Origin of the sequence: Bradyrhizobium sp. 35, assembly GCF_023073215.1 — a bacterium.
GTDB classification, from domain to species: Bacteria; Pseudomonadota; Alphaproteobacteria; order Rhizobiales; family Xanthobacteraceae; genus Bradyrhizobium; species Bradyrhizobium canariense_D.
The window spans coordinates 347,119-366,814 of record NZ_JADPJC010000113.1; the positions used below are offsets into that span (position 1 = coordinate 347,119).

The following is a 19,696-nucleotide window of genomic DNA, read 5'->3' on the forward strand; positions in this document are numbered from 1 at the left end:
GAGAGTTGATGCCCAAACGTACAGACATCACCACCATCCTGATCATCGGCGCCGGTCCCATCGTGATCGGCCAGGCCTGCGAGTTCGACTATTCGGGCACCCAGGCGGTGAAGACGCTGAAGGAAGAGGGCTATCGCATCGTCCTCGTCAATTCCAATCCGGCCACCATCATGACCGATCCGGAATTGGCTGATGCGACCTATATCGAGCCGATCACGCCAGAGATCGTCGCGAAAATCATCGAGAAGGAACGTCACGTCATTCCCGGCGGCTTCGCGCTGCTGCCGACCATGGGCGGACAGACCGCGCTGAACTGCGCGCTGTCGCTGCGCCAGCAAGGCACGCTCGACAAGTTCGACGTCGAGATGATCGGGGCCACCGCGGACGCGATCGACAAGGCCGAGGACCGCCAGCTGTTCCGCGAGGCCATGACCAAGATCGGGCTCGAGACGCCTAAGTCGCGGCTCGCCAACGCCTCCGCCCTGAAGAAGTCGTTCCGCGACAAGTACCAGGCCGAACGCGCCAAGGCATCGGGCGCTGCACTCGAAGAACTCGAGCGGCAATGGACACTCGGCGAAAGCGACCGCCGCAAGCGCTACCAGGAATATGCGCTTGGCCAGGCGCTGATGGCGCTGTCCGAGATCGGCCTGCCCGCGATCATCCGCCCCTCCTTCACCATGGGCGGCACCGGCGGTGGCATTGCCTACAACAAGGAAGAGTTCCTCGACATCATCGAGCGCGGCCTGGATGCGTCTCCCACCAACGAAGTGCTGATCGAAGAATCCGTGCTCGGCTGGAAAGAGTACGAGATGGAGGTGGTGCGCGACAAGAACGACAATTGCATCATCGTCTGCTCGATCGAGAACCTCGATCCGATGGGCGTTCACACCGGCGATTCCATCACGGTGGCGCCGGCGCTGACGCTGACCGACAAGGAATACCAGATCATGCGCGACGCCTCGCTGGCGGTGCTGCGCGAGATCGGCGTCGAGACCGGCGGCTCCAACGTGCAGTTCGGCGTCAATCCCGAAGACGGCCGCATGGTCGTCATCGAGATGAACCCGCGCGTGTCGCGTTCCTCCGCCCTGGCTTCGAAAGCCACCGGCTTTCCGATCGCAAAGGTCGCCGCCAAGCTTGCGGTCGGCTACACGCTCGACGAAATCGCCAACGACATCACCGGCGGCGCCACGCCGGCCTCGTTCGAGCCGACGATCGACTATGTCGTCACCAAGGTGCCGCGTTTCGCTTTCGAGAAATTCCCCGGTGCCTCCACCACGCTGACTACGTCGATGAAGTCGGTCGGCGAAGTCATGGCGATCGGCCGCACCTTCCAGGAAAGCCTTCAGAAAGCATTGCGCGGGCTCGAGACCGGCCTCACCGGCCTCGACGAGATCGAGATCGAAGGTCTCGGTCGCGACGACGATAAGAATGCGATCCGCGCTGCGCTGGGCACGCCGACACCGAACCGGCTGCTCCAGGTCGGGCAGGCGATGCGGCTCGGCTGGTCGGACGAGGAGATCTTCAATTCCTGCAAGATCGATCCGTGGTTCCTCAGCGAGATGCGCGGCATCGTCGAGATGGAAGCGAAGGTCCGCAAGAACGGCCTGCCGGGCAACGCCTTCGGCATGCGCACGCTCAAGGCCATGGGCTTCTCCGATGCCCGGCTCGCGGTGATCGCAGAGACGACGGAGGCCGAGGTCACGGCGAAGCGACACGCGCTCGGCGTTCGCCCGGTCTACAAGCGCATCGACACCTGCGCGGCCGAGTTCGCTTCGCCCACCGCCTACATGTACTCGACCTATGAGGCGCCGTTCGCGGGCGCGCCTGCGGACGAGAGCTCGCCGTCCGACAAGAAGAAGGTCATCATCCTCGGCGGCGGACCGAACCGCATCGGCCAGGGCATCGAGTTCGACTATTGCTGCTGTCACGCCTGCTTCGCGCTGCACGACGCCGGCTACGAATCCATCATGGTGAACTGCAACCCGGAGACGGTGTCGACCGACTACGACACCGCCGACCGGCTCTATTTCGAGCCGCTCACCGCCGAGGACGTGCTGGAGATCATCGCGAAGGAACGCACGAACGGCACGCTGCACGGCGTGATCGTGCAGTTCGGCGGCCAGACCCCGCTCAAGCTCGCGCGCGCGCTGGAAGCCGCCGAAGTGCCGATCCTCGGCACCTCGCCCGACGCCATCGACCTTGCGGAAGACCGCGACCGCTTCAAGCGGGTGCTCGACAAGCTGCGGCTGACGCAGCCCAAGAACGGCATCGCCTATTCGGTCGAGCAAGCGCGCCTGGTCGCAACCGATCTCGGGCTGCCCCTGGTGGTGCGCCCGTCCTACGTGCTCGGCGGCCGCGCGATGCAAATCATCCGCGAGGAAAACCAGCTCAGTGATTACCTGCTCGGCACGCTGCCGGAGCTGGTGCCGGGCGACGTCAAGGCGCGCTACCCGAACGACAAGACCGGCCAGATCAACACCGTGCTCGGCAAGAACCCACTGCTGTTCGACCGCTATCTGTCCGATGCGACCGAGATCGACGTCGACTGCCTCTGCGACGGCAAGGACACCTTCATCGTCGGCATCATGGAGCACATCGAGGAAGCCGGCATCCATTCCGGCGACAGCGCCTGCTCGCTGCCGCCGCACTCGCTGGACGACAAGATGATCGAGGAGCTGGAGCGGCAGACCCGCGAGCTGGCCCTCGGCCTCGACGTCGTCGGCCTGATGAATGTGCAATACGCCATCAAGGACGGCGAGATCTACGTGCTCGAAGTCAATCCGCGGGCCTCGCGCACGGTGCCCTTTGTCGCCAAGGTGGTCGGTACGCCGGTGGCGAAGATCGCGGCGCGCATCATGGCCGGCGAGAAGCTCGCCGATTTCAACCTGAAGAAGGCGAACCTCGATCATGTCGGCGTGAAGGAATCGGTGTTTCCGTTCGCCCGCTTCCCCGGGGTCGATACCGTGCTCGGCCCCGAGATGCGCTCGACCGGCGAGGTCATGGGCATCGACCGCTCCTTTGCGGTGGCGTTCGCCAAGAGCCAGCTCGGCGGCGGCACGCGGGTGCCGCGCAAGGGCACGGTGTTCGTTTCGGTTCGCGAGAGCGACAAGACGCGCATCACCGAGGCCGTTCGCGAGCTGCATTCGCTCGGCTTCAAGGTGCTGGCGACGTCGGGCACGGCCCGCTTCCTGACCGACCAGGGGATCCCGACCGAGAAGGTGAACAAGGTGCTGGAGGGCCGGCCGCACATCGTCGATGCCATCACCAATGGCGACGTCCAGCTCGTCTTCAACACCACCGAAGGCCCGCAGGCGCTCGCCGACAGCCGTTCTCTGCGGCGCGCGGCCCTCTTGCATAAAGTGCCGTATTACACCACTCTTTCCGGGGCCGTGGCGGCCGCGCAGGGCATCCGCGCCTATCTGGGCGGGGACCTTGAGGTTCGGACCCTGCAGAGCTACTTTTCGGAAACCTGATCGCGAGCGAGGCCCAACCTTCTGTTAGTGATTGGCGGTGAAGCCACTATGGCCGGAGGAACTGTCCGGCCATATGGTTGTTCTGTTCCGGTGCCAAGCCCATATGAACGTTCGGCGGCACGCGCGTTGAGCCCCCGGACAGACTGACGAATCAAGTTGCGTGCGCGCTGACTTTTCAGGGCGCGCGCGACCGAAGGACGAGAGAAGAGATGGAAAAGGTACCGATGACAGCGGGCGGCTTTGCCGCGCTCGGGGAAGAACTGAAGAAGCGCCAGTCGGAGGACCGTCCGCGGATCATCGAGCATATCGCCGAGGCGCGCTCGCACGGAGACCTTTCGGAGAACGCGGAATACCACGCCGCGAAGGAAGAGCAGTCCCACAATGAAGGCCGCATCGCCGAGCTCGAGGACAAGCTGGCGCGCGCCGACATCATCGACATCTCGAAGCTGTCCGGCGACACCATCAAGTTCGGCGCGACCGTGACACTGGTCGACGAGGACACCGAAAAGAAGACGGTGTGGCAGATCGTCGGCGAGGTCGAGGCCGACGCCAAGAAGGGCCGCATCTCCATCACCTCGCCGCTCGCGCGCGCGCTGATCGGCAAGAAGAAGGGCTCAACCGTCGAGGTCAACGCACCCGGCGGCGCCAAGGCTTATGAGATCACCAAGGTGGAGTGGCGGTAACGATTTGCCGTCGCGCGTGATTTGAAAAGGCCGCGCGATGCGCGGCCTTTTTATATCTAGTGTTGCCGAGGGGGTGCGGCTTACTCCACCTCGCTCCGCCTGCGGGGAGAGGACGAACTACCTTCTTCCTCTCACGTCGAGCGGCACGGCCGCCTCGTATTTCGAATTGTGCAGCACCAGCGAGGTCCGCACGTTGCGGACGTGCGGGGCGGCGGTCAGGTGGGTGACGAAATCCTGGAAGGTGGCCATGTCGGGTGCGACGCATTTCAGGATGAAATCGACTTCGCCCGACAGCATCCAGCACTCGCGCACCAGCGGCTCGGCGCGGACGAACTCCTCGAAGGCGCGCAAATCGGCCTCCGCCTGGCTGGAGAGGTGCACTGCGGCAAACACCGTGACGTCGAAGCCGAGCTTGCGTGCATCCAGAAGCCCGCGATAGCCGTGGATATACCCCTCCTCCTCCAGCGCCCGCACGCGGCGCAGGCAGGGCGGGGGCGAAATGCCGACGCGCTTGGCCAGCTCGACATTCGTGATTCGACCGTCGGCCTGAATCTCGGTGAGAATCTTCAGGTCGATCTCGTCTAGGTTCCGCGACACGTGATTGGAACTCCTGGTCTTGCGGCGGTATCGGTGGCTTTGTCGCAATCCTCATAGCCCAGACCGCACGACCGGCGCAATTTTATTGCGCGTGCAGCGCAATCGACTTTTGTTCCCTGTTGGAAAAATCCGCCGATAGGGAATGCAATTCTTGCATAGCTCACCAGAAGGCTTAGATTACCTCTGATATTTCAGCGCCTCCGCGAGGCCTCCCGGCACGTTCCGCGCCCGCGCTGCAGTCCCCCGTGAAAGGCATCTGTCGAAATGTCCGCCGCTGTCCATGCAAAGGTCGTCATCATCGGCTCCGGCCCCGCAGGCTACACGGCGGCGATCTACGCCGCGCGCGCGATGCTCGAGCCGATCCTGATCCAGGGCATCCAGGCAGGCGGCCAGCTCACCATCACCACCGAGGTCGAGAACTATCCCGGCTTCGCCGACGTGATCCAGGGCCCCTGGCTGATGGAGCAGATGGAGAAGCAGGCGCTGCATGTGGGCACCCAGATCAAGACCGATCTGGTGACGAAGCTCGACACCTCGCAGCGACCCTTTCGCCTCACCTGCGATAGCGGTGACGTCTATCTCGCCGACACCGTGATCCTCGCCACCGGCGCCCAGGCGCGCTGGCTCGGGCTGCCGTCCGAAGCGAAATTCCAGGGCGGCGGCGTGTCGGCCTGTGCCACCTGTGACGGCTTCTTCTACCGCAACAAGCAAGTCGTGGTGGTCGGCGGCGGCAATACCGCGGTCGAAGAAGCCCTGTATCTCACCAACCATGCCTCGCAGGTCACCATCGTGCATCGTCGCGATCACTTCCGCGCCGAACGCATCCTGCAGGAGCGTCTGTTCAAGCACCCGAAGATCAAGGTGGTCTGGGACTCAGCCGTCGACGAGATCTGCGGCACCGAGAACCCGAACAAGGTCACCCATGTGCGACTCAAGAACGTCAAGTCCGGCGCGTTGACCGATGTGCCGACCGACGGCGTCTTCATCGCCATCGGGCATGCCCCGGCGACCGAGCTCGTGGCTGGGCAGGTCAAGCTGAAACCGTCGGGCTATGTCGAGGTCGCCCCGAACTCGACCGCGACCTCGGTCCCCGGCCTGTTCGCCGCCGGCGACGTCGCCGACGAGACCTATCGTCAAGCGGTCACGGCGGCCGGCCTCGGCTGCATGGCGGCGCTCGAGGCGGAACGATTTTTGGCCCTGCGCGCCAGCGAGCGCGCGGCAGCGGAATAGACATCATGGCAAGAACACGCGACGGATTTACGGATATGGACTGGGACAAGCTGAAGGTGTTTCACGCCGCGGCGGAAGCGGGCAGCTTCACGCACGCGGGCGAGCAGCTCGGCCTGTCGCAATCGGCGGTGTCACGCCAGGTCTCGGCACTGGAGCAGGAGCTCTCGGTCTCGCTGTTCCACCGCCACGCCCGCGGCCTGATCCTCACCGAACAGGGCGACCTCCTGTTCCGCACCGCCCATGACGTCTTCATGCAGCTGCAGGCGGCGCGCGCGAAACTGACCGACAGCCGCGAGCGGCCGAGCGGCGATCTCAAGATCACCACCACGCCCGGCGTCGGCATCAACTGGCTGATCCCCAGGCTCGGCGAATTCACCGCGCTCTATCCGGAAATCCGGATCTCGCTGATCGTCACCGACGAGGAGCTCGACCTGTCGATGCGGGAGGCCGACGTCGCGATCCGCACCCGCAAGCCGACGCAGCCGGATCTCATTCAGCGCAAGCTGTTCGCGATGGGCTTCCACGCCTATTGCTCGCCTGATTACATCAAGCGCTTCGGCACGCCGCGCACGCTGGAGGAGCTCGACTCCCACCGCATCATCACGCTCTCTGACGGCAACTTCGCCCCGCATCTTCAGAACCGCAACTGGCTGGTCGAAGCGGGGCGCAACGGCTCGGGTCCGCGCGAAGCCTATTTCAGGGTCAACAACATTCTCGGCCTCGTCCGCGCCTGTCAGCAGGGCCTCGGCATCGCGGCGCTGCCGGACTATCTGATCGAAGAACAGAGCCGCCTCGTGCAGCTGTTCGGCGAATCGGATTCGATCCAGCTCGATACGTATTTTGTTTATCCGGAAGAGCTGAAGACGGTCGCGCGCGTGCAAGTGTTCCGCGACTTCGTGGTGAGCAAAGCGCAGCGCTGGCCGTCCTGATTTCCGCATGTCTGACATGCGGCTTGGACGCTTGATGCATGGCGCGAGGCTAGCCCATAATGTTTCTACGCTGAGCCTTCGCGTTGCGCATTTGTCCCCCTCCTCCAGTGGCGCGGGAGTTCAGTAATCCCTCTTGGAAGGTGATTGTGTCGGCCTCACGTGGCCAATACCTTAAGCCGGGCTCGATCGAGCCCGGCTTTTTTTTGGCAAATCCGGCCATCGCCCTCCGCGTGTATTGACAGTTCCATGCTTACCCCGCATCATTTGCGAATGATCACGAAGTCGTGCGCAATCTCCTCGCAGGCAGTCGCCTCGAAAAAAGGCCCCCATCTGGGGACCTCGGATTTTTGCGCGCGCTAACAGCCTTCGTCATCGCGAGCCGAAACTTCGAAAACCCCGCCGCCTGGACGGGGTTTTTTCATGTGCCCCGTCTCAGGATTTTTCCCGAGAAGGAGATGGAACATGACCGGACTACAGGAACAATTGCACGGGCTCTGGCTGCCGCTGATAACGCCGTTTCGCGACGGCGCTCTCGACGAGAGGTCGCTGCGCCGGCTGACACGGCATTACAGCGGGCAGGCCGTCGACGGCTTCATCCTGGGGGCGACCTCCGGTGAAGGCATGACGCTGCGCGAAGCCGAACTCGAACGCCTCGTCGCCATCGTGCGCGACGAGCTGACCACCGCCCACAGCAAGCTTCCGATCTGCCTCGGACTTTCAGGCGCGGACACCTCGCGGCTGAAGGAGCGTCTCGACGAGACCGCGGACTGGCCGATCGACGGTTATCTGATCGCGAGCCCGTATTATGTGCGGCCGTCGCAGCGGGGGCTGCTGGCGCATTTCGAGGCGCTCGCCGATCACGCCGCCTGGCCGTTCGCGCTCTACAACATTCCCTATCGCACCTCGGTCAACATCACCAACCAGACGCTGCTGCGGCTCGCCGGGCATCCGAGCATCATCGGCCTGAAGGATTGCGGCGCGAGCCGCGAGCAATCCATCGCGCTGCTGCGCGACCGCCCTGCGGACTTTCGCGTGCTGACCGGCGAGGATGCGAATTATTTCGAGGCGCTCAGCGACGGCGCCGATGGCGGCATCGTGCTGTCAGCCCATCTCGAGACCGCGACGTTCGCGGCTGTCCATGCCGAGCTGAAGCGCGGCAATCACGATGCAGCGCTGGCGCGCTGGCAGGAGGTCGCGGACCTGACGCGCCTGTTGTTCACCGAGCCCAGTCCCGCCCCGGCAAAATACTGGCTGTGGCGCGCGGGCCTGATCGACAGCCCCGAAGTGCGCCTGCCGATGGTCGAGATCGGCAGCGAACTCGCCGTGCAGCTCGATTGCGAGATCGAACGGCGGATGCAAGTCGCGGCTTAGATGCTTCACCTCTCCCGGCAGGCTTCCCTTCTCTCTTGCGGGAGAAGGGAAGACGCACCGTGGTTAACCCCGCCCCAACGGCCTTCGCTGCTGCCGCATGGCGCATCCACGGCTCGTTTACGCAAACGCGCCTATCGTCTTCATTCAAAGTCTTTTCAAATGGGGGAATGATCATGGGGCAACGCATCCGCCCGACGGCGGCAGACATGTTCGCGTCGGCTGATTTCTTGCGGGGAATTGTGGTGGTGTCGTCGTTCGGCTTCTGGGCGGTGATGCTCGGCCTGATGCCGGTGCTGGTGTTTCGAGTCTGGCTGGCGTGATGCCAGCGCGCCGCGATGGTTAACTCGTGGTAGCAGCTGTGTTCAAAAGCGCGCGAAACTGCGACCCGGAATTTTAAAATATCCCGTGTAGCGTTCATGCCCATAAGCGAAGAAATCGCGGGGGCGTTTGTGAATAGTCATAACGAGATGGCGTCGCATTACGACGCTGGACAGCAGGGCTTTACCACCGAGGACATTCTGTGGGCCGCCGGCATCTGGTCGGTGATCCTCACTCTGTCGCCGGTGATCGTGTTCTACATGCTGATGGTGGCGTAACTTCCATCCACTTTCTTGAGCACGATCTTATCGGAAAACCGCTTCACACTTTTCCGGATCGTGCTCGCCCAAAAACGCAAAACGCGCGGATGTCCGCGCGTTTTTCGTCCGGGGAATGATTTATGAAAATTACGCCGCCTGCTTGTGCATTGCGCCGGACGCCGACGCCGTGCCGCGAATAGCCTTTACCGAACGTTCGATCGCCGCCCACAGCCTTGCGATTTCCTGCGCCGCACGGCTCTCGGCCTGATATTCCCGCGCGCCCTCGCCGTGGCTCAGCGCCATCAGCAGATCCGAACGGTTAGTGATCTGGCCGCCCCACACCGGAGCACGGAACTTCGCCAACGCCTCGCGGGCGATGGTGACGATCGGGCTTTCGGACTCGTCGCGGCGCGCCGGCGCACCGTTGAGCACGACCGCGTAGGGCTTGCGTGCCGCACGGCACATCTGGATGGTTTCCTGCACCGCGTTGACGTCGAACACGCCGGGACGGGCGGGAATCACCACCATGGTGGCGTTGCGGATGGCGTCGTCGACGACGGCCGACAGGTTCGGCGGCGTGTCGATCAACACCCATTCATAACCGTCGCGCTTGGCCGCGGAGACGATGCCGCTGACCGAGTTCACCGCGGACTTGATCGGCGGTTCGTTGGTGCCACGCAGCTTGTGCCACAGCGTGAGCGAGCCTTGCGGATCCGCATCGACGAGCAGGATCGGCTTGGTCGCCTTGATCTGCGCGGCGAGATGTGCGGCCAGCGTACTCTTGCCTGAGCCACCTTTACGCGATGCAAAAACAATAACGTTCATACCTCTGCCTCCAGATTGACCCCAGGCGGCGAAAATGAATCACCGCGGTGATTCGGGAAAGAAAAATTTATCATAAGTTATGCTGGCGCCATGAAATAAGAAAGCGCGTTGGCTTTTGAGTCACACTACTGCGTGCGACGACGGGTGCGAGCTGCATCGCAACACCTTCACGCCAGCAATCGTGCGTTTTTTGAGCAGCCTTGGCAGGACGAAGCGGAATGCAACCTCGCCGCGCAATCCGTTTCGCTAGCCGTTTCCGTCCTGCCTTATCGCAAGCTTCCGCACGCCGAGGCGAACAAAAGGAGTCCGGTGGCTGGTGTGGGGCTGATGCCTGGGTCAGTTTGACTCAAGGGGCGAGCGAACGAGGGCTGGACACGCAAATGCCCGGGACATCAAACGCACTGCGCGCTGTGGCCCGGGCATGATCGAGTTTCAAAAAGGGAACGCGGCGCCCGCGTTCAGCCTTCGCTGGCTTTCTTCTTCTTGGCCGGCTTGGTGCTCTTCTTCGCCGTCCGGCCCGAGCTCCTGGGCGCGATGCTGGTCGGCTTGCCGGCGCGGGGCGCGGCCGCCATGCCCGGCTCCGGTCCAGGCCGGAAGAACGCGCGGCACTGCGGCGAGAGCTGCGACTTCTTCTGGATCATGCAGGCGGTGATGGCGTCGACGTTCGGAACGAACTCGCCGCACAGCCGCATCGCATCCGGCGTGCAGGCCTGCTGCTCCTCCTGGGAGTAGGCAAAGCCTTCACCCGGCTGGATCAGGACGGCCAGGGCGATCCCCGTGATCGCGGCAGCCGTGTATGTCTTCACGGATTTCTTAAAGCGGAACGCCGGCATCGATCCCCCAAATGTCGAGTCGGAGACGATAGTGGGTGAACGGGGGTTCGTTGGCAACCGAGGGGAGATGCGAAAGGCGGGACGTGTGCGGTCTCGGCAACAGGGACCCCCAAAACAAAAAACGCGAAAACAACCCCATGCACAGTAGCCAAGTCCATGTGGCGATTGAACTTTGCGGATCGCGATTTGCGGATTTTACGAAATGAGGTTTGACTCGTCGGGCAAAACAGGAGCATGATGCCATCATCACAGAACGTGCGTGGGGTGGTCGGCTTGTCTCCTGCGCTGGACAAAAGCGTGAGCGGGAGCGGAGACGATTGCATGGAGCGACATGAGGCGGAGCTGCCGCTGTCCGGCGTGACGGTGGTCTCGCTCGAGCAGGCGATCGCGGCTCCTCTTGCCAGCCGGCATCTTGCGGACTGGGGCGCGCGCGTCATCAAGATCGAGCGGCCGGGCGACGGCGATTTCTGCCGCGACTACGATCACGTGATGAACGGGATGTCCAGCCAGTTCGTCTGGACCAACAGGTCGAAGGAAAGCCTCGCCATCGACATCAAGAGCCCTGAAGGCCAGGAGGTGCTCAAGGCCCTGCTGCCGCAGGCCGACGTCTTCATCCAGAACCTGGCGCCCGGCGCGGCGGAGCGGCTGGGCCTCGATGCCGCATCGCTGCTGCGGAAGTATCCCCGGATCATCGCCTGCGACGTGTCGGGCTATGGCGCGGGCGGTCCCTACAGCGACAAGAAGGCCTACGATCTCCTCGTGCAGTGCGAGGCCGGCGTTCTCGCCATCAACGGCACCGAGGCGGAGCCCGCCAAGGTTGGGCTGTCGGTGGTCGATATCGCCACCGGCATGTACATCCTCAACGGCGTGCTGATGGCGCTATATCGCCGCGAGCGCACCGGCAAGGGCACCGCCTTCCAGGCCTCGCTGTTCGATTCCATCACGGACTGGATGAGCTATCCCGCCTTCTATACGCAGAGTACGGGCCGGCCACTGCCGCGAACCGGGGCAAGGCACGCAACGATAGCGCCGTATGGCCCGTTCCGCGTCGGAGACGGCAACACGATTTTCTTCGGCATCCAGAACGACCGGGAATGGCGATCGCTGTGCGCCGTCGTGCTTGGCGAGGCGGCCCTTGCCGACCACCCCCGCTTCCGCAGCAATCCGCTGCGCATGCAGAACAGGGACGATCTGCAGGTCCATATCGAGCAGCGTTTTGCAGCGATGACCAGTGACGAGGTGCTGCGGCTGCTCGACGAGGCCTCGATCGCCAACGCGCATCTGAATTCGGTCGAGGCTTTCCTGGAGCACGAGCAGCTCCGCGCCCGCTCCCGGGTGCAAACGGTGGGATCTCGTTGCGGCCCGGTGATGAGCTTCCTGCCGGCTCTCACCATTCCCGGCCTGTCGCCCCGGATGGATCCCGTGCCTGACGTCGGGCAACACAACCAATCCATCCTCAGCGAACTCGGTCTCGCAAAGGAGACATGACGATGGCCCCTCAGCGGCCGACGCGGGTCTATCTGGCCGTTCCGGCGCATCGCTCCCGTCTCGTCGCCAAGGCGGCTGCCTCGGCCGCGGATGCGGTGTTTATGGATCTCGAGGACGCCGTCCCGCCCTCCGAGAAGAGCGCGGCGCTGGAGGAAGCTGCGCGGGCGCTATCCTCGCTGGATTGGGGCAACAAGGTCGTCGCCGTCAGGCTCAACGCCGTCGACAGCCCCTTCATCGCGCAGGAAATCGGCACGCTCGCTGCGCTTCCCAGATTGGATTCGGTGATCGTGCCGAAGGCGGAGCGCGCGAGCGACATCGCCGCCATTGCCGATCAGCTGCGCGCCGCCGCGCCGGATCGCCCCTCGCCTGTGGCGCTCGAACTGCTGATCGAGACTGCGCTCGGTCTCGTCAATGTCGACGCGCTCGCGGCCGCGCACGACAGCGTCGCCGCCCTTCATCTCGGCGTCGGCGATTTCGCGGCGTCGATCGGCGCCCGCTCCTCGGAAATCGGCGCGTCGCCGGACGACTACCGCCATGTCGGCTCCATCCAGAGCGGCTATGCCACCGCCCCGCTCGATCTGTTCGCCTATCCGATGATGCGCCTGCTGGTGGCGGCGCGCGCGTTCGGCCTGCGCGCCATCGACGGTCCGTGCGGCGCGTTCCGGGATGGCAGACTGACGGAAAGCAGCGCGCTCAAGGCGGCTGCGATGGGTTTTGACGGCAAGCAGGTGATCCATCCCGACCAGATCGAGCCGACGCTGCGGGCGTTCGTCCCGTCCGACACCGAGCTCGCGCACGCGCGGCGGGTGGTCGCGGCCATGGAGCACGCCGAGGCGCAGGGCCAGGGCGCGGTGACGCTCGACGGCAAGATGATCGACTATGCCAATGTGCGGATGGCGCGCCGGATCATCGAGATGGGGTCGTAGCGGCGCATGACCACGGTGCTGATCGTCGCGCCGGTGTTTGCGCTGATCGCGGCCGGCTATGCCGCGGTGCTGTTTCGCTTCGTCTCGGAGACCGCGCACAAGGGCATCAGCGAATTCGCCTTCAGCATCGCGATTCCCGCGCTGCTGTTCCGCACCATCGTCGTCTCGGAATTTTCCGGCGTCAGCCCGTGGCGGATGTGGGGCGCCTATTACGGCGCGCTCGCGCTGACCTGGATCGCGGCGCTCCTGCTCTCGGCGCTGCTGCGGCAGCGGCGCGAGGACCGCGAGGACGGCGTCGTGTTCGCGATCGGCTCGGTCTACGGCAACATCGTGATGCTCGGCATTCCCCTGACGCTCTCGGCGCTCGGCAATGAGGCGGCAGGCCCGATGGCGCTGATCCTGTCGGTGAACACGCCGCTGCTCTGGCTCTGCGGCACGCTGCAGATGGAGCTGGTCGACCGCAAGCAGACCGCCTCTGCCGCGTCGCTGATCCTGCCGGTGCTGCGCGATCTCGCCCGCAACCCGATCATGCTCGCGATCGGCTTCGGCCTCGTCTGGCGCCTCACCGGCCTCGGCCTGCATCCCGTCGTCGACCGGACCGTCGAGCTGCTGGCGCAGGCGGGATCGCCGGCGGCGCTGATCGCGCTCGGCATCAATCTGTTCAGGTTCGAGGTCAAGGGCGAGATGTTGAGCGTGGTCGTGATGAGCGCGCTCAAACTGCTGGCGATGCCGGCGGCCGCCTTCGCGCTGGCAAGGATGCTCGACCTGCCGCCACTCGCGGCCGGCGTCGTCGTGCTGTTTGCGGCGATGCCGACCGGCGCCAATGCGTATATCTTCGCGGTACAGTATCAGCGGCTGGTGAACCCGGTATCGGGCGCGGTGGCGCTGGGCACGCTGCTGGCGGCTGTGACGTTGCCGGTGGTGGTGTGGGTGGTGGCGAGGTGAGGCAGGCTGTGCGCGATAACTCGCTTGGAGCAAAACTTCTTTGATGTCATCCAGCTGTTGGCATCGAACGCAATCCGCATATCAGCGTTCGTGGCGACACCTTGTCGTCGCTGTCCAAAGCCGTGTGATCTGCGTGGAACCCCTGACAGCACACGCGTGATAAATCCATTTCGGCGCATTGAACCGGTCCAAACGCTCAACTGACCAAAAAGAGATCTGCAATAAAGGAGCAGTTCCATGGGCATTCCCAAAGATGGGACGGTTTCGGTCCGCATCACATGCGTTGGTCACGCCAGCCGACGCTGGAGAGGTGCCCGCACGAAGGCGGCGGCATCCGCACTGAACCAACGCCTATCGGAATTCAGGGCGAAAACGATCTTCGACCAGGTCGATCCCATCGTCAAAATGCAGCTGCCGGGATTGCCCGTCGCGCTTGGCCAAAAGGCAGTCGGGAGCACGGAACCGTTTCCGACGGCCGGCGAAGATAACGCCGCCATCGATCGCAGTGTCGTCCTCATGGTCGACCTGGTTTGGACAGGTACGGGCGGTTACAAGAAGGTGCACCGTCCGCCTCGGCTTGTTTATGCGCCGAGCACCTTCTGGGAGATGAAAATCGCAGCGCTCTTTGGCGCCTCGGGTATCGGCGTCAAATCGAGCTTGCTCCGCGTGAAGATCAAGAACTTGAGTACAGGGCGCGAACTTTCGCTTTTTGGGCCGATTATCGGCGGTGATCTGACCATCGGTGCCGGCATGTTCAAGAAGGTGCCCAAGGTGTCGCCCGTGAGCTTCGACAAGTTCGATCCCAAACAATTGCGGGATGCGCAAGTGGGCAAGCCGGTCGTGTTCACGACGCCGCTCATGGACTTCGAAGACTGGATCAACGGATCGGAAGGCCAGCTCGTGCGGGTCGTTCACGGTCATCTTAAAACCGGCGTGACCAAGTCGCAGACCAGCTTTCTCCAGTTCGTCAGCGTCGATACTCATCCCGGCTCATTGGTCTTCGATCTGAAGGCGCTCGGTTTCTCGTTGGGTATTCCCGAGGTATCCAATCAGGTGCAATCCGGAACACTCAAAGCCGAAAATCATCCGTCAGACCAGTATCTCGTCGACACACCTGATGACGTTGTTCCTGTCCAAGTCGCACAGCACCGCAGCGAAGGCCTTCTGATCAGCTTCCCAACTGAAAAACATCACTGGACGGATTTGAGTTCGAGCCAGCAAGAGGAAGTGAAGCGATTTGTGTTGAACAGAACGGCAGCCATTCGCGCTTTGTCTGACTTCAAGGATGTGGTCGCCCCGACGCCGTGATGGGGCGGGTAGCTGGCAGACTGATTTCCCGACGGAGCTGTGGCTTCGTGCTTCGAGGGGGCGAGAAGCCGAGCATCCTGGTGGTATGCGCGCTCGACCCAATGCAGGTGCCGACCTGCGCGAATACGTACATCTTCGCCGTGCAGTATCAGCGGCGGGTGAACCCGGTGTCAGTTGCGGTGGCTCCGGGCACGCTGCTGGCGGCGGTGACGTTGCCGGTGGTGGTGTGGGTGGTGGCGAGGTGAGGTGGTCGGCGGCTTGGCGAGTGCGCCGCACCACCTCCCAAATACAATCAGCGCAGGCCCAGGAACGAGAGCACCACACCAATCACGACGACGAGTCCGACCAAATAGATAATGCCGTTCATGTCTGAGCTCCTCAGCGTTGTCAGTCCTGCCGCAACACAAACACTCCAGGTCGTGAAAAGGTTCGGCGTTGCCCGACGCCGATTTCTCCTGAAATGGGGGAACGAAAGCGACCGATCCTGCTTCGTGGCGTGCTGAGCCTTCGCCCCCCCTCAACTGATGATTTTGCGTTTACACGCAAAGGTCGCTAGACTGACTTGATACGTCCTGCAGGGAGGGTGATATGGGACAGCGTGAAGAGAGACTGGCAGTGATCAGAAGCGCTTACGCAGCACGCGATGGCGGTGACGCCGAGGGCTTGGTGACAGCCTTTCATCCCGAGGGCTTGTTCACCTTGATGGGCGACAAGAGCGCGCTCGCACTGACAGGGAGCATGCAAGGGCACCCGACCCTGCGTGGAGCTTTCAGTAGATTGATTGATGAATTCGGCTTCGAAGGTCGCGAAATCCTGGCTGAGCTGGTCGACGGAGATCGCGTCGCCGTCCATTCCCGCCTCGTCGTTCGATACCGCCCGACCGGGCAGGCTTCAAGCACCGAGATCCTGGATCTGTTCAGATTTAAGGACGGCAAGATCATCGAGCTGATCGAGTTTGCGGACACTGCGCAGATCAAGGCGATGATTGCGTGACGCGTGGTGAGGTTCTGTTAGTGTCGCCTGACGTTGGTGAGTTTGGTGCACTGTCATAGTAATTCGAATTGTATGACGTTCAGGCTGTGAACCTGACTGCCGAAAGAGTTATTGAACACGCTGGCCCGCGCGCCAGGCCATCTGCCAGAAGTCCGCCTCGAGTCGGGTGGCTTCCTTGAAGATCGCAATCAGCTCTGCCTCGCGGGCCGGTGTGGCGTAGAGATCGGCGAGATGCTCCATGTGCGCCTGCGCTTTGGCAGCGACCTCCTGGTACGGCGCGCCGGCATACTCGGCGATCCAGACGCGGTAGGCGTTCGTCGCAGCGTCCGCGAGGGGGAGCGAGGCGAGCCGCGTTGCGATCTCCGCGTACCCGATCACGCAGGGGGCAAGCGCCACCTTGAGCGCCAGCAGATCGCCGCGCATTCCTGCGTCGAGCACGTAGCGTGTATAGGCCAGCATCTCGGCCGCCGGCGGGGCCTGTTCAAGGTCGGCCGGGGACAGACCCCAATCGGCGCAGAGCTTCACATGCAGGTTCATCTCGACATCGAGGATAGCCGAAAGGCCGGCCGCGGCTTCACGCATGTCGGCAAGTCGGGGCGACTTGTAGACCGCGAGCGCGTAGGCGCGAGCAAACTCGATGAGGAACAAATAGTCCTGAACGAGGTAGTGACGAAACGCCGCTTCGGGGAGCGAGCCGTCTGCCAATCCGCTCGTGAAGGGATGCTCGGTGTAAGCCCGCCACTCAACGGATGCTGCTGTCTTGAGACGCTCGAAGAAACTCACGATCTTTTTCGCCCGGCTTGCTTGTCCATGAACGTCTTTTGGCTCGCTACCGATAGCGCATTGCGAACGGGGGAGCTACGGTGACCGCGCACAAAACTCACTTTAAGCAGCGTTGCGGATGGGCACTCCCCGCATCGGGAGTTTTGCGTCACCGTAACCCCAAGAGTTTTAAAAGGAACGGCTGGCCGACTTGTCCGGCGCCGCACTGCCCCAGCACTGTATGAGCGGGCTTCAAGTACAGGCTAACTGAGCGCCGAATTTCAAGGTCGGCATGCGTGCAACAGCTCGATGCCGAATCCAGCTAACCTGTAGTAGTCGGTTTGACCAGAAAGATGCCGCGACAAACAGCGAGCAATTACCAAATTTTCGATCGAAACAGCCGCTAGAGTCTCGCGAATACTCAATCGGTCCGCAAAGATTTTTGGATCAACAGTTGCCTGATTGGGGTTTTGGACGAGCGCGCGAGCCTCTTGCAATAGAAGTGCATCAAGCGGCTGCAGCTTCTGGAGAGCAGCAACGAACTCGGGTCGGACATCCGCGGCACGATCGGTGTCCATCGCATTAGCTAAAAGTCTTGCCCAAATCTCCTGCATCTCCGTGCGAGATTCTTGCTGGGCTGCTTCCAGCAACGGTATAGCGATTTGCTCTGGCAGTTCGGTCGTCTTAGCGTCGCGCTCCCGCAATATCTCCTGTGTTCGCCGGGTTATTGCATCCAGTCGCCGGTGCCGTGCAGCGTGGAGCGGGTCTCCAATCAGAATACCGTAAACATCGGCGATTTGCTGAGAACTGGCCTTCACAAGGTCCAGCGCCTTGCTGGCGGCTTTTGCGCTTTCTTCAATCGCGCCTTCGTACGGTGCCTTGTCGGTCATTCGCTTATTCCCCGAGCTTAAAGCCAGCGATAGGCGGCCCAGCCGACCTTGACGAGAGCAAATTGCAACCAAGGACTAAGATTGCCAACTCCCAACTTTTTGATGCGCCTGAATGTAGGGGCCAAACAGCTTGGGAGCAGTCCGGTAATACTCGTTCAGCTCATTCATTCGATCATAGTGCAGCTTCGGGCCAGCCGGGTCGTGTAGTTTGATTGCAGAGTTCGAGTCCATCAGATCGATGATCACAATTCGGATGCGCTCAAGATATTCGTTGACGTCTGGTCCAAAATAAAACGGCGCTTTTTCGATTGCCTCCGCGTACTCATAAAGTGTGCCATCGTCTGGTTGTCCGGAGGACATGGTCTTGGCTACCACATGTCTTATTGCTTCAAAGATTGCTATACGGCAGTCGAACAGCTCTAGCACGACGCGCTCATTCTCGGTTTGCCAGTTTTGTTTGGCAACTTCTGCCTGGAGGCGAGCCGCCTCAGCTTGGGAGCTTCCTAGGCGATAGGCGACGAAAGCCGCAGCTCCGGCCGCGATGACACCGGCGCTTCCTTACGTGAACAACGATAGACGGCCCAGCCAGCGAGAAACGCGACGGCGAGCAGCACCGCGTTGCGGCGGGAGGCGAGCCATCCGAAGGTTCTAACAGAAGGCGCGCGCCAAGGCGCCCCGAAAGGGGCTTGGCAGATTAACGCTTCGGTGTTCGGATGTCCGTGGGCGTGAAATTAGGACCTGGGCTATTGCCGCGTCTTCACACACGCGTCCACCGCGTAAGCGCACTGCTCCCCGGCAGTTAGGAGACCGCCAGTTGGGCCGGTGTAGTTCATTGAAGAGACCTGGCCGCCGGCAAACACCACATTGATCTTGCAAAAGCGACGTGAGCTGACCGCGGTGGCGCCGTACCGATCGCCGCTGACGCTGGCGACCTCCATGCCATTGCCGGAATCATAGCCCCAGACCTCGGTCGCGCCCTCGGCCGCTTTGTTGGCCGGTGCGCCCATACAAGAGAGCACCTGCTCCTTTGACATGCCTACCATTTGCGTTCGTGCATCTTGGGCGATTTCGGCGCGCTGAAAAGCGCAACCACATAGCGCGACGCCAAGCGCTACGATTCCCAAAACTCGCATGTTCTATTCCCCCAGCCGTGCATCCAACCGCAACGTACGGGGAAGCGCAACCTAAACGCGCTGCAACAAAAGAGATTCCGGTTACAGTGCGTGAAATTGGGATTACAGAAAACGAGTGCCCTGGGATCGAGAGGTTAGTGCACTGTTATGGGTAACCTGGCAGGTCGACTAACCCCACGTCTCAAGCGGCAATCTGCTATTGCGGCGTTTTGTCTATGTGCCCCTCTGTCCGCTTGTCGCCTCGCTTGCAGGCTGTGGTACGGCGCAATATGCGTTCACGCCGATCCGACAAGCTACTGCAAGTGCAATGCCGACCACAGGAACCAAGACAACTGCCGATAAACCAACGACAGAGCCAATTCCAGCGGCTATGGCGCCTACGACTTCAACCTTATGCTTGTTAGTGAGGCTCTCGATCTTTTTTGCGCAAGTCCTTGTAAGAGGGGTCTCCGCAATGAACTTGCGCACCTCTTCCATCACTCGACGGAAAAAACTATGCGACCCGCTACTTGCTCCAAAAGGGAAGGTGTTCTCGGGACCGACCCTGGACAGCCAATTCTGACCGATTTCCTCTAAGCTCGTTTCCATTGGAGAGCATCGCTTCTATAGTCTTTGCATGAGCGGCCGGAAGCGCTCCTATCCAATCAAGTGACGTAGAATTTTCGAAATCGAAGGTCATGACTGCAACTCGCGAATGTACTCAGCGGAAATCGCGTGGGTGGTCTGATGCAA

The 19,696-nt window shown here is 62.2% G+C and carries 20 protein-coding genes; 13 read left to right on the forward strand and 7 right to left on the reverse strand.

What is annotated here, in order from left to right; translation table 11 throughout:
* The first annotated feature begins 8 nt into the window (after window positions 1–8).
* Together carB and greA are read left to right on the forward strand one after the other, a co-directional pair.
* Window positions 9–3,473, forward strand: coding sequence for a carbamoyl-phosphate synthase large subunit (gene carB, locus IVB36_RS24860; RefSeq protein ID WP_247393250.1), 3,465 nt, complete (start codon window positions 9–11; stop codon window positions 3,471–3,473).
* A gap of 209 nt (window positions 3,474–3,682) precedes the next feature.
* Window positions 3,683–4,156: a transcription elongation factor GreA gene (gene greA / locus IVB36_RS24865; RefSeq protein ID WP_007596674.1), complete on the forward strand. Its 474-nt coding sequence runs from the start codon at window positions 3,683–3,685 to the stop codon at window positions 4,154–4,156.
* A gap of 117 nt (window positions 4,157–4,273) precedes the next feature.
* Here greA and IVB36_RS24870 read toward each other — a convergent pair whose 3' ends face one another.
* The gene (locus tag IVB36_RS24870) at window positions 4,274–4,753 is read right to left on the reverse strand and encodes an Lrp/AsnC family transcriptional regulator (protein ID WP_007596676.1); all 480 of its coding nucleotides are present in this window, start codon (window positions 4,751–4,753) and stop codon (window positions 4,274–4,276) included.
* Between the two features lie 264 nt (window positions 4,754–5,017).
* Here IVB36_RS24870 and trxB point away from each other — a divergent pair, with 264 nt between their 5' ends.
* The 5 genes from trxB to IVB36_RS24895 all read left to right on the forward strand — a co-directional run bounded on the left by trxB (window position 5,018) and on the right by IVB36_RS24895 (window position 8,879).
* The gene (gene trxB, locus IVB36_RS24875; RefSeq protein WP_247296188.1) at window positions 5,018–5,983 is read left to right on the forward strand and encodes a thioredoxin-disulfide reductase; all 966 of its coding nucleotides are present in this window, start codon (window positions 5,018–5,020) and stop codon (window positions 5,981–5,983) included.
* 5 nt (window positions 5,984–5,988) lie between these two features.
* Window positions 5,989–6,912 (forward strand): LysR family transcriptional regulator, encoded by a 924-nt coding sequence (locus IVB36_RS24880; RefSeq protein ID WP_007614700.1) that lies wholly within the window; start codon window positions 5,989–5,991, stop codon window positions 6,910–6,912.
* Window positions 6,913–7,374: 462 nt separating this feature from the next.
* A complete protein-coding gene (locus IVB36_RS24885) occupies window positions 7,375–8,283 on the forward strand; it encodes a 4-hydroxy-tetrahydrodipicolinate synthase (RefSeq protein ID WP_247296191.1) in 909 nt (302 codons plus the stop codon).
* 173 nt (window positions 8,284–8,456) lie between these two features.
* Window positions 8,457–8,603: a hypothetical protein gene (locus IVB36_RS24890; protein WP_166517545.1), complete on the forward strand. Its 147-nt coding sequence runs from the start codon at window positions 8,457–8,459 to the stop codon at window positions 8,601–8,603.
* A 96-nt stretch (window positions 8,604–8,699) separates the two neighbouring features.
* Window positions 8,700–8,879 carry a hypothetical protein gene (locus IVB36_RS24895; RefSeq protein WP_007596684.1) on the forward strand — a complete coding sequence of 60 codons (180 nt, stop codon included), beginning with the start codon at window positions 8,700–8,702 and terminating at the stop codon, window positions 8,877–8,879.
* Between the two features lie 129 nt (window positions 8,880–9,008).
* Here IVB36_RS24895 and IVB36_RS24900 read toward each other — a convergent pair whose 3' ends face one another.
* Window positions 9,009–9,686 (reverse strand): ParA family protein, encoded by a 678-nt coding sequence (locus IVB36_RS24900; protein ID WP_007596685.1) that lies wholly within the window; start codon window positions 9,684–9,686, stop codon window positions 9,009–9,011.
* Window positions 9,687–10,144: 458 nt separating this feature from the next.
* Window positions 10,145–10,519 carry a hypothetical protein gene (locus tag IVB36_RS24905; protein ID WP_247296193.1) on the reverse strand — a complete coding sequence of 125 codons (375 nt, stop codon included), beginning with the start codon at window positions 10,517–10,519 and terminating at the stop codon, window positions 10,145–10,147.
* Between the two features lie 321 nt (window positions 10,520–10,840).
* On the opposite strand from IVB36_RS24905, the gene IVB36_RS24910 reads away from it, so the two are divergent.
* The 6 genes from IVB36_RS24910 (at window position 10,841) to IVB36_RS24935 (ending at window position 16,179) form a co-directional block, all read left to right on the forward strand.
* The gene (locus IVB36_RS24910) at window positions 10,841–12,007 is read left to right on the forward strand and encodes a CaiB/BaiF CoA-transferase family protein (protein WP_247296195.1); all 1,167 of its coding nucleotides are present in this window, start codon (window positions 10,841–10,843) and stop codon (window positions 12,005–12,007) included.
* A complete protein-coding gene (locus tag IVB36_RS24915) occupies window positions 12,004–12,933 on the forward strand; it encodes a CoA ester lyase (protein ID WP_247376394.1) in 930 nt (309 codons plus the stop codon). The genes IVB36_RS24910 and IVB36_RS24915 overlap by 4 nt, the downstream gene beginning before the upstream one ends.
* A gap of 6 nt (window positions 12,934–12,939) precedes the next feature.
* Window positions 12,940–13,878 carry an AEC family transporter gene (locus IVB36_RS24920; RefSeq protein WP_247296200.1) on the forward strand — a complete coding sequence of 313 codons (939 nt, stop codon included), beginning with the start codon at window positions 12,940–12,942 and terminating at the stop codon, window positions 13,876–13,878.
* 237 nt (window positions 13,879–14,115) lie between these two features.
* Window positions 14,116–15,186: a hypothetical protein gene (locus tag IVB36_RS24925; RefSeq protein WP_204512338.1), complete on the forward strand. Its 1,071-nt coding sequence runs from the start codon at window positions 14,116–14,118 to the stop codon at window positions 15,184–15,186.
* Window positions 15,187–15,287: 101 nt separating this feature from the next.
* Window positions 15,288–15,431, forward strand: a complete 144-nt coding sequence (locus tag IVB36_RS24930; RefSeq protein ID WP_247296202.1) for a hypothetical protein — start codon at window positions 15,288–15,290, stop codon at window positions 15,429–15,431.
* Between the two features lie 343 nt (window positions 15,432–15,774).
* On the forward strand, window positions 15,775–16,179 hold the full coding sequence (locus IVB36_RS24935) for a nuclear transport factor 2 family protein (RefSeq protein ID WP_247296203.1): 405 nt from the start codon (window positions 15,775–15,777) through the stop codon (window positions 16,177–16,179).
* A 108-nt stretch (window positions 16,180–16,287) separates the two neighbouring features.
* Here IVB36_RS24935 and tenA read toward each other — a convergent pair whose 3' ends face one another.
* From tenA to IVB36_RS24955, 4 genes are all read right to left on the reverse strand, one after another.
* Window positions 16,288–16,962 (reverse strand): thiaminase II, encoded by a 675-nt coding sequence (gene tenA / locus IVB36_RS24940; RefSeq protein ID WP_247296205.1) that lies wholly within the window; start codon window positions 16,960–16,962, stop codon window positions 16,288–16,290.
* A 260-nt stretch (window positions 16,963–17,222) separates the two neighbouring features.
* Window positions 17,223–17,831: an Abi-alpha family protein gene (locus IVB36_RS24945; protein WP_247296207.1), complete on the reverse strand. Its 609-nt coding sequence runs from the start codon at window positions 17,829–17,831 to the stop codon at window positions 17,223–17,225.
* Window positions 17,832–17,906: 75 nt separating this feature from the next.
* Window positions 17,907–18,257, reverse strand: coding sequence for a hypothetical protein (locus IVB36_RS24950; protein ID WP_247296209.1), 351 nt, complete (start codon window positions 18,255–18,257; stop codon window positions 17,907–17,909).
* A 317-nt stretch (window positions 18,258–18,574) separates the two neighbouring features.
* Window positions 18,575–18,874, reverse strand: coding sequence for a hypothetical protein (locus tag IVB36_RS24955; protein WP_247296211.1), 300 nt, complete (start codon window positions 18,872–18,874; stop codon window positions 18,575–18,577).
* Between the last annotated feature and the right edge of the window lie 822 nt (window positions 18,875–19,696).

Bases quoted from the DNA above. Each gene is read 5' to 3' on its own strand.
- IVB36_RS24885 (WP_247296191.1), top strand. From the start codon at position 7,375: ATGACCGGACTACAGGAACAATTGCACGGGCTCTGGCTGCCGCTGATA.
- IVB36_RS24895 (WP_007596684.1), top strand. From the start codon at position 8,700: ATGCCCATAAGCGAAGAAATCGCGGGGGCGTTTGTGAATAGTCATAAC.
- IVB36_RS24890 (WP_166517545.1), top strand. From the start codon at position 8,457: ATGGGGCAACGCATCCGCCCGACGGCGGCAGACATGTTCGCGTCGGCT.
- carB (WP_247393250.1), top strand. From the start codon at position 9: ATGCCCAAACGTACAGACATCACCACCATCCTGATCATCGGCGCCGGT.
- IVB36_RS24905 (WP_247296193.1), bottom strand. From the start codon at position 10,519: ATGCCGGCGTTCCGCTTTAAGAAATCCGTGAAGACATACACGGCTGCC.
- IVB36_RS24945 (WP_247296207.1), bottom strand. From the start codon at position 17,831: ATGACCGACAAGGCACCGTACGAAGGCGCGATTGAAGAAAGCGCAAAA.
- greA (WP_007596674.1), top strand. From the start codon at position 3,683: ATGGAAAAGGTACCGATGACAGCGGGCGGCTTTGCCGCGCTCGGGGAA.
- IVB36_RS24900 (WP_007596685.1), bottom strand. From the start codon at position 9,686: ATGAACGTTATTGTTTTTGCATCGCGTAAAGGTGGCTCAGGCAAGAGT.
- IVB36_RS24925 (WP_204512338.1), top strand. From the start codon at position 14,116: ATGGGCATTCCCAAAGATGGGACGGTTTCGGTCCGCATCACATGCGTT.
- IVB36_RS24915 (WP_247376394.1), top strand. From the start codon at position 12,004: ATGACGATGGCCCCTCAGCGGCCGACGCGGGTCTATCTGGCCGTTCCG.
- IVB36_RS24930 (WP_247296202.1), top strand. From the start codon at position 15,288: ATGCAGGTGCCGACCTGCGCGAATACGTACATCTTCGCCGTGCAGTAT.
- IVB36_RS24920 (WP_247296200.1), top strand. From the start codon at position 12,940: ATGACCACGGTGCTGATCGTCGCGCCGGTGTTTGCGCTGATCGCGGCC.
- IVB36_RS24910 (WP_247296195.1), top strand. From the start codon at position 10,841: ATGGAGCGACATGAGGCGGAGCTGCCGCTGTCCGGCGTGACGGTGGTC.
- IVB36_RS24935 (WP_247296203.1), top strand. From the start codon at position 15,775: ATGGGACAGCGTGAAGAGAGACTGGCAGTGATCAGAAGCGCTTACGCA.
- IVB36_RS24880 (WP_007614700.1), top strand. From the start codon at position 5,989: ATGGCAAGAACACGCGACGGATTTACGGATATGGACTGGGACAAGCTG.
- IVB36_RS24955 (WP_247296211.1), bottom strand. From the start codon at position 18,874: ATGGTAGGCATGTCAAAGGAGCAGGTGCTCTCTTGTATGGGCGCACCG.
- trxB (WP_247296188.1), top strand. From the start codon at position 5,018: ATGTCCGCCGCTGTCCATGCAAAGGTCGTCATCATCGGCTCCGGCCCC.